At 71.2% G+C, this 7738-nt stretch carries 5 protein-coding genes; 2 read left to right on the top strand and 3 right to left on the bottom strand.

All coding sequences use genetic code 11. From position 1 onward, the window contains the following. Positions 1-23 precede the first annotated feature (23 nt). Positions 24-1361, top strand: a complete 1338-nt coding sequence (locus tag AB0C29_RS23725) for a M1 family metallopeptidase (RefSeq protein WP_360823829.1) — start codon at positions 24-26, stop codon at positions 1359-1361. Positions 1362-1412: 51 nt separating this feature from the next. Further along, positions 1413-4544 carry a BTAD domain-containing putative transcriptional regulator gene (locus tag AB0C29_RS23720; protein WP_360823826.1) on the top strand — a complete coding sequence of 1044 codons (3132 nt, stop codon included), beginning with the start codon at positions 1413-1415 and terminating at the stop codon, positions 4542-4544. On the opposite strand, the gene AB0C29_RS23715 is transcribed toward AB0C29_RS23720, so the two are convergent. The 3 genes from AB0C29_RS23715 to AB0C29_RS23705 all read right to left on the bottom strand — a co-directional run. Further along, entirely contained in the window at positions 4499-5266 is a 768-nt protein-coding gene (locus AB0C29_RS23715; protein ID WP_360823823.1) for an ABC transporter permease, read from the bottom strand. The two genes, AB0C29_RS23720 and AB0C29_RS23715, sit on opposite strands and share 46 nt — an antisense overlap. Next, positions 5263-6222, bottom strand: coding sequence for an ATP-binding cassette domain-containing protein (locus tag AB0C29_RS23710; RefSeq protein WP_360823820.1), 960 nt, complete (start codon positions 6220-6222; stop codon positions 5263-5265). The genes AB0C29_RS23715 and AB0C29_RS23710 overlap by 4 nt, the downstream gene beginning before the upstream one ends. A 128-nt stretch (positions 6223-6350) precedes the next feature. Beyond that, the coding region (locus AB0C29_RS23705; protein ID WP_360823817.1) for an arabinofuranosidase catalytic domain-containing protein at positions 6351-7738 on the bottom strand (1388 nt) is incomplete at its 5' end.

The raw sequence follows: 7738 nt of genomic DNA, 5'->3' as shown, positions 1-7738 counted from the left end.
CTCCGCGGCGCCGCCCGCCGGCCGTGACCCCGGCGCCGGGGTCCCGTGGTGCCACGCCCGGCGCCGACCACTCCAGCGACTCGTACCTGCCCGGGCACGGCAACGGCGGCTACCGGGTCCTGCACTACGACCTCGACCTGGACTACCGGGTGGTGTCCAACCGGCTCGCCGGCCGGGCGGTCGTCACCGCGATCGCCGAGCAGCCGTTGTCCCGGTTCACCCTCGACCTCGGCCGTCTCCAGGTGCAGGACGTCCGGGTCGACGGCCGCCGGGTGAAGTACACGCACCGGCCGGACAAGCTGCAGATCAGACCCGAGCGCCCGATCGGCGCCTGGGACACCTTCCGGGTGGAGATCCGGTACGCGGGCAAGCCCGTGCCGATCTCCGGCCGCTGGGGTGACCTCGGGTGGGACGAGCTCACCGACGGGGTGCTGGTGGCGAGCCAGCCGAACGGCTCGCCGTCGTGGTTCCCGTGCGACGACCAGCCCGGCGCCAAGGCCACCTTCCGGGTGGCGGTCACGGCGCCCTCGCCGTACACGGTGCTGGTGACCGGCGATCCCGTGTCCCGGCGGCGCGGCGCGGGCAGCACCACGTGGGTGTACGAGCGGTCCGAGCCGACCTCGCCGTACCTGATGAGCGTCCAGATCGGCCGCTACGAGCTGCTCGAGCTGGCGGCCGGCGACGTGGTGCAGCGCGCCGCGATCCCGCCCGCGCTGCGCGCGAACGCCGCCCACGACCTCGGCCGGCACGGCCAGATCATGGCGGCGATGCAGCGGCTGTTCGGGCCGTACCCGTTCCGCGAGTACGTCGTCGTGGTCGCCGACGACGACCTCGACGACCCGGTCGAGGCGCAGGGCATGGCGATCTTCGGCCGCAACCACCTGGACGGGCGGCGCACGCACGAACGGCTCGTCGCCCACGAGCTGGCCCACCAGTGGTTCGGCAACAGCCTCACGGTGGCCGACTGGCGCCACATCTGGCTCAACGAGGGCTTTGCCACGTACGCGGAATGGCTGTGGGCCGGCGTCGCCGGTGACCTGCCGGCCGATGCCCTGGCGGCGCAGTGGTACGACCGCATCGCGGCCCGCCCGCGGGACGTCATCGTGGCCGACCCGGGCATCGACCGCATGTTCGACCCGCTGGTCTACAAGCGCGGGGCCCTCACGGTGCACGCCCTCCGCAAACGGATCGGCGAGGAGCCCTTCTTCACGATGCTGCGCGCGTGGGTCGCCGAGCACCGGCACGCGACGGTGACGACCGAGCAGTTCCGGGCGCACGCGCAACGCTTCGCCCGCGAGCCGCTGGACGACCTGTTCGCCGCGTGGCTCGACACCCGGGCGCTGCCGCCGTTCCCCCGCTGAGAGGCACCGTCGCGTCGTCGTGGTGATGACCGGTTCCGTTACCGTACGACTGTGGACATCGAGCTCACCTTGCTGGCGAGGGTGAGTCATCGCGGTCAGGAGATCGCCGGTGCCCGGCTGGGAGGGTTGCTCGCGCTCCTGGCCGAGGATCTCCGAGCCGGCTGCAGCACCGCGCGGATGGCGGACGCGCTCTGGCCCGACGGGCAGCCCGAGCACCCGGTCAAGGCCCTGCAGGTGCTGGTGACGCGGGCCCGCGCCCGGCTCGGCCCCGGCGTCATCGTCAGTACGCCGGCCGGCTACCGGCTCGCGCTGGGCGACGATCAGGTCGACGCCTCCGCCGTCCTGCTCAGTGCAGCCGCGAGCCGGCGCTGCACCCGGGACGGCGACCACGCGGGAGCGCTGCACCACGCCCAGGCCGGTCTCGCGTTGTGTGCGGGTGCCACGGGCTGGGACATCGGGTCGGCTGACCCGCTGGCCATGCTGCGCGCCGCGCGGTTGCCGACCTGGCGGCTGCTCAGGCGCGCCCGGGCGCTGGCATTGGCGCGGCTGGGACACCATGCCGAGGCGGCGGGGCCACTCCATGAGCTCGCTGCGGAGCGTCCGCGGGACGAGGAGATTCTGGCGCAGTTACTGCGCGGGGAAATGGCGACGCATGGCCTGGCCGCAGCCCTGTCCCGGTACGAGGCGTACCGGCTGGCGGTGCGGACCGAACTGGGCAGTGACCCCGGCCCCGAACTGCGGCAGGTGCACCGTGAGTTGCTGCTCGCCGACGCCCCCAGGGTCCGCAGGGGCGTCCGGCACGAGCCCAACCCGCTGCTCGGCCGGGACGAGGACATCGCCGCGGTCGCGGAGCTGTTGCGGACGTCCCGGATCACTTCGATCGTCGGCGCCGGAGGCCTGGGAAAGACCCGGCTCGCGCAAGCGGTCAGCATGCAGGCGTCACACCGGACGGTGCACTTCGTCGAGCTCGCCGGGATCAGCACCGGCGGTGACGTGGCGGGTGAGGTGGCGTCGGCGCTGATGGCGGGCGAGGCCCCTGACCCGGCCGGCCGGGGTGCCCGGCGGGCTGATTTGTTCACCATGATCGCCGAGGCCCTCGTCCCCGGCCCCGCGCTGCTCGTGCTGGACAACTGCGAGCACGTTGTCGACGCAGCCGCCGAGCTGGCCCAGTCCCTGGTGTCGGCGGTGCCGGACCTGCGGGTGCTCACGACCAGCCGGTCCCCGCTCGAGGTGTCCGCCGAATCGGTGTACCAGCTGCGGGAGCTGGACCTGCCGACGACGGTCGAGCTGTTCCGCCTGCGGGCCAGAGCGGCCCGACCCGGCATCGGCCTGCCCCCGGCAGCTGTCGAGCGGCTGTGCCGGTTCCTGGACGGTCTTCCGCTCGCGGTGGAGCTCGCCGCGGCGCGGGTGCGGGCGATGTCCGTCCCCGAGCTCACCGACCGGCTGGACGACCGGTTCGGCCTGCTGCGCGGCAATGCGCGTGATGCGCCACCACGGCACCGCACATTGCACGCCGTCGTCGACTGGAGCTGGCAGCTCCTGGAGCCGTCGGAGCAGCGGGCGATGCGTGAGTTGTCGGTGTTTCCCGGTGGCTTCACCGCCCTCGCCGCACGTCACCTGATCGGCGGCGATACTGTCCTGGAACGCCTGGTGGACCAGTCACTGCTGCGAGCTGACGACAGCGGGCAGGGAACGCGATTCGGCATGGCGCAGACCGTGCGCGAGTTCAGCCTGGGGCGTCGACGGGCGGCCGGCGAGGACGAGCGGGTCGTCGACGACTTCCTCGGGTGGGCTCGTGACTTCGGGGTCCGGCACCAGCAGGCGGCATTCGCCTCGGACTTCAGCTCGTCCGTGGACGAGATCCGCGCCGAACAGGACAACCTGATCGAGGCCCTTCGATCCGCCGTAAATCGCGGCGACGGCGTGACGGTCGCGGCCACCGCGGCGGTGCTGGGCATCATGTGGTTCACCGAATCGAACTTCACCCGCCTGGCGATGCTGGCCGAGCAGGTCCCGCCGGTGCTGTCGCGACTCCGGCCCGAGTCTGCGCTGGTCGAGGCGGCCCGTACGGCGGCGGCGTTCTGCGCGCTGAGTGCTTTTCTGCTGCGCGGCCCTCGCCCGCTGCGTGCCCTGGTGACGTTGCGCCGGCTGCCACCGCCCGTACCGGGCACTTTCGTCGGAGCAGTCCAGGCCGCCCTGAGCGCTGCGGATGCGGATGCGCTGAGTGAGCTGTGCACCAGCGCAGACCCCTTGACTGCCGCCGTCGCCAACTACGCCCTCACCTCCGCGCTGGAGTACGCCAACGACCTCGACGGTGCGCTACGAGCGGCGCGGCGGATGCTCGACTGCCTCGCCGAGGACTCCGGCGGATGGATCCGTGCCGTCGCCCACGCGCGCATCGGCCAGTTCTGCCTGCAGGTCGAACCCGGGGAGGAGGCATTCCGGCACCTGAGCGCCGCATTGTCCATCGTCGAGAAGCACGGGGCCCGGGGCAGCGCGTCCCGGGCCCGCTGGGCGATCGTGCTGGCGAATCTGCAGCGCGGCGCCTTCGCCGAGGCCGAGCACGGGTTGGAGCAGCTCGCGCCGGCCGGTGGTGCCGAGGAGCTCGGCCTGGCGATGTTCGACGTCTGTGCCCGCGCGGAGATTCTGCTCAGCCGAGGCGACGTGGACGGCGGCCTGCACCTCTGGCGGCGAGCCGCCGAAGCGCTCAGGGCCGGCGGACCCTCCGGTACCGGACCGTGGGCGTCCGAGGTCCGGTCCGTCGCTGTCGTCGTCCATGCCCGGTACGGCCGGCTCGCCCTGGTCGAAGACCTCACCAGCACCCTGCCGGACCTCGCGTCGGCCACCGTCGCCTCCGCCACCGTCGTCGACCTGCCCGCTTGCGGTTCGCTTCTGCTGGCCCTGGCGATGGTCGACCTGGACGACGGTGCCACCGCCTCCGGCGTCCGGCTGATCGCGCTGGCCGACCGGCTGGGATGGCAGCGGGGCTTCCAGCCGACGATGTCCCCCGTCCGCGTCCGGGAAGTCGCCCGGAGCGCGGACCTGCCCGCGTACACCGATGCCGTGTCGTCGTACGCGGGCCTGGACCACGACGGGCTGAGAGCCGCCGCGTCGGCCGCACTACGGGCCCGGCCGATTCACCGGACGGGATCACGCCGGAACAGCAGTCGCGCCCACAGATAGCCCGCCGCCGTGAGAATCAGGCACCAGCCCACAGCGAGCAAGGCGGTGTCGCCGACCGGCAGGTTCAGCAGTAGCCCCCGGAGCGTGTCGATGACGGGGGTGAAAGGTTCGTGGGCCGCGAACCAGCGTACCGGTCCGGACATGGCTGCCGGGGTGACGAATGCGCTGCTCAGAAACGGTAGTAGCTGCACGATCAGGGTGAACGGCCCGGTGCCCTCCGCCGTTCGAGCGGCCAGTCCGACCGCGACGCCCAGCCAGGTGAGAGCGAGGGAGATGAGTGCGATCAGGCCGAGCGCGGCCAGCCACCGGATCGGGCCGGCATCGGAGCGGAATCCGAGCAGCAGCGCGACACCGATCACCAGGGCGACGCCCACCAGCGTCCGGGCAACGGAACCGACGACGTGCCCGGTCAGCACCGACGCGCGGGAGATCGCCATGGTGCGGAACCGGGAGATGACGCCTTCTGTCATGTCGCGGTTGACGGCCAGCGCCGTCGTGGTGGCCCCGTACCCGACGGCCATCAGGATGATTCCGGCCAGGACGTAGTCGATGTAGTCGCCGTTGCGCGGCGCGAGTCCCAGGCCCGCGTTCAGGGCGTCGCCGAACACGCCGACGAACAACAGCAGCAGGGCGACCGGCAGCCCGATGGTCATGATCAACGCACCGGGGTTGCGCAGGGTGTGCCGCACATTGCGGCGCAGCATGGTCGTCGCGTCTCTCATCGGTTCACCTGCCCGGTCTCGGCCGGGCGGCCGGTAAGAGCGAAGAACACATCATCGAGATCGGGGGTGTGCACGGTGAGCTCGTCGACCTCTATCCCGTGCTGATCCAGCCGGGCCAGCAACTGCCGTAGCGCCGGCACTCCACCGTCACTGGGCACCTGCATACTCAGCGCCTCGTCGTCGCGGGTCGCTCCCCCGAGCGTGCGGAACGCTACGTCGAGGCCCGCCGCGTCACTGAACCGCAGGCGCACGTGCCCTCCGGGGACACTGCGTTTGAGCTGGTCCGGCGTCCCGGCTGCGACGACTTCGCCGTGATCGAGCACGGCTATCCGATCAGCCAGTTCGTCGGCCTCGTCCAGGTACTGGGTGGTCAGGAAGATGGTGACGCCGTCGGCCACCAGTTCCCGCACGATCTGCCACATCAGCTGCCGGCTGCGCGGGTCAAGCCCGGTGGTCGGTTCGTCCAGGAAGATCACTCGCGGCCGGCCGACCAGTGTCATCGCGAGGTCCAGCCGGCGGCGCATCCCACCGGAGTATGTCGCGGCCGCCTTCCTGGCCGCGCCGGCGAGATCGAAGCGGTCCAGCAGACCGCTGACCCGGCGCCGCCCCTCGGCCCGGTCCAGGTGATGCAGGTCGGCCATCAGGATCAGGTTCTCCGCACCGGTCAGCAGACTGTCCACCGCCGAGAACTGGCCGGTCACTCCGATCACGGCGCGGACCGCGCCGGGTTGCCGGACGACGTCGTGTCCTGCGACCGACGCGCTGCCGCCGTCGAATCCGATCAGCGTGGACAGGATCTGCACGGCGGTGGTCTTGCCGGCACCGTTCGGTCCGAGCAGGGCGAATGTCGTGCCCTCCGGGACCTCGAAGTCGATGCCGGCGAGGACGGCGGTGCCGCCGAACGACTTGCGGAGCCCGCTCACCGCGATCGCCGGGCGGGGTGCGATGCCGGCCATGTCTCTCCTCTGGTCACTGTGGCACCGATCGGCCACGACCAGGAGAGGATGCGGGCCGGCGGCTTCACCAGCACTTCGTCCTGGCTTCAGCAGCCGGTTGCCCGGCGTCGCACCGCCGCCGGCCGCGCCTAGGGTGCGATGGACCAGAGCTGGCACGTGTTGTTCAGCCACATCCAGAGGTCGACCCTGGTGCCGTCGGCCGTACCGCAGTTGACGTCGTCGAGCACCATGCCGCTGTTCTCGACCACGAGTTCGTAGCGGCCGTTGCCCGCCGGGATGACCGCCCATTGCTGGCACAGGTTGCCGAGCGGCTGCCACAGGTTGACGGCGGTGCCGAGCGCCTGGCCGCAGTTGACCGCGTCGAGCACCTTGCCGGCGTTGACGTTGGTGATCGTCCACTTGTTGGCGCCGACGTTGGCGAAGCGCCACTGCTGGCACGTGTTGCCCAGTGACTGCCACTGGTCGACCGCCGTGCCGTTGGCCGTGCCGCAGTTCACCGCGTCGAGCACCTTGCCGCTCGCCAGGTTGGTGAGCCGGTAGGTGCCGCCGTTCGCCGGAAAGCTGACATTTTTGCCGTAGCCGACGGAGACGATGTTCGCCTGCACTGCGTTCTCGGTGGCGTCGCTCGGATAACCGCTGGTCATGACGCCCTCGAAGAAGGATCCGACGGAGCCGTTGCTGTTGTCCCCGCCGATACCGAGGATGATCGCGCCCTGCTTGGTCATCGGCCGGTAGCCCGCCTGACTCGGCAGCGCTCCGTCGTACCGGGTCGCCAGGCCGCCGGACTGCGCGTTGCCGTCCTTGATGGCGTACGTGGATGTGCCGTTGTTCTTGAGCACCGCGGTCACGAACGGGGTGCCGCGTCCGGTGTTCGCCGTCCAGGAGCCGTTGCCCCCGGCGAACAGCCCGTTCTCCAGGTCCGCGGCCACTCGTGGTCCACCCGCGCAGGGCGAGAACCAGCACAGCGTGCCGAAGTAGATCGCGTCCATGTCACCGTTGCCGGTGTCCAGGTTGTTGGTCTCGGCGTTGCCGTAGTCGAAGCAGCACCGGTCGTTGAAGTGAGTGCCCTCGGTGACCATGTACATGCCCTCGGGCTGGCTGCCGGTCGCGACACCGTTCGTCGCGTTGTTCCGGTAGCCGTTGCCGGCGGAGATGTAGACGCCGTAGACCTTGTGCCCGCCCGCCGTGACGGGCAGGGCCGCGGCGTTCGCGCCCTGGTCAGCGGTCGGATTGGCGCCGCCGCCGGGAGCGATCGTCAGGTCGTTGTGTCGCGTCGTCTGGTCGTAGATGCGCACGATCGTGCAGTAGGTGCCCGAGCAGAAGGAGTCCTGCGTGGACGCGTTCGCGTAGCCGCCGGCGCTGAGCACGCCGACATTGGTGGTGGCGCCGTCCGACCAGCGGCGCACCTGGTACAGCGCGCCGTTGTAGGAGCCGAACAACGCGCGGGTGGTGCTGTGCGCGGCGACGCACGGCGCGCCGCCCCCGGCGTAGATGTCGCAGGGCAGGGTGCCCGCCG

It is taken from the genome of Actinoplanes sp. NPDC048791 (genome assembly GCF_040650095.1).
In the GTDB taxonomy this organism is placed as follows: Bacteria; Actinomycetota; Actinomycetes; order Mycobacteriales; family Micromonosporaceae; genus Actinoplanes.
Note: the sequence above shows the minus strand (reverse complement) of the source record. Positions and strands in the feature narration are given on the sequence as shown.

Bases quoted from the DNA above. Each gene is read 5' to 3' on its own strand.
- AB0C29_RS23715 (WP_360823823.1), bottom strand. From the start codon at position 5,266: ATGAGAGACGCGACGACCATGCTGCGCCGCAATGTGCGGCACACCCTG.
- AB0C29_RS23710 (WP_360823820.1), bottom strand. From the start codon at position 6,222: ATGGCCGGCATCGCACCCCGCCCGGCGATCGCGGTGAGCGGGCTCCGC.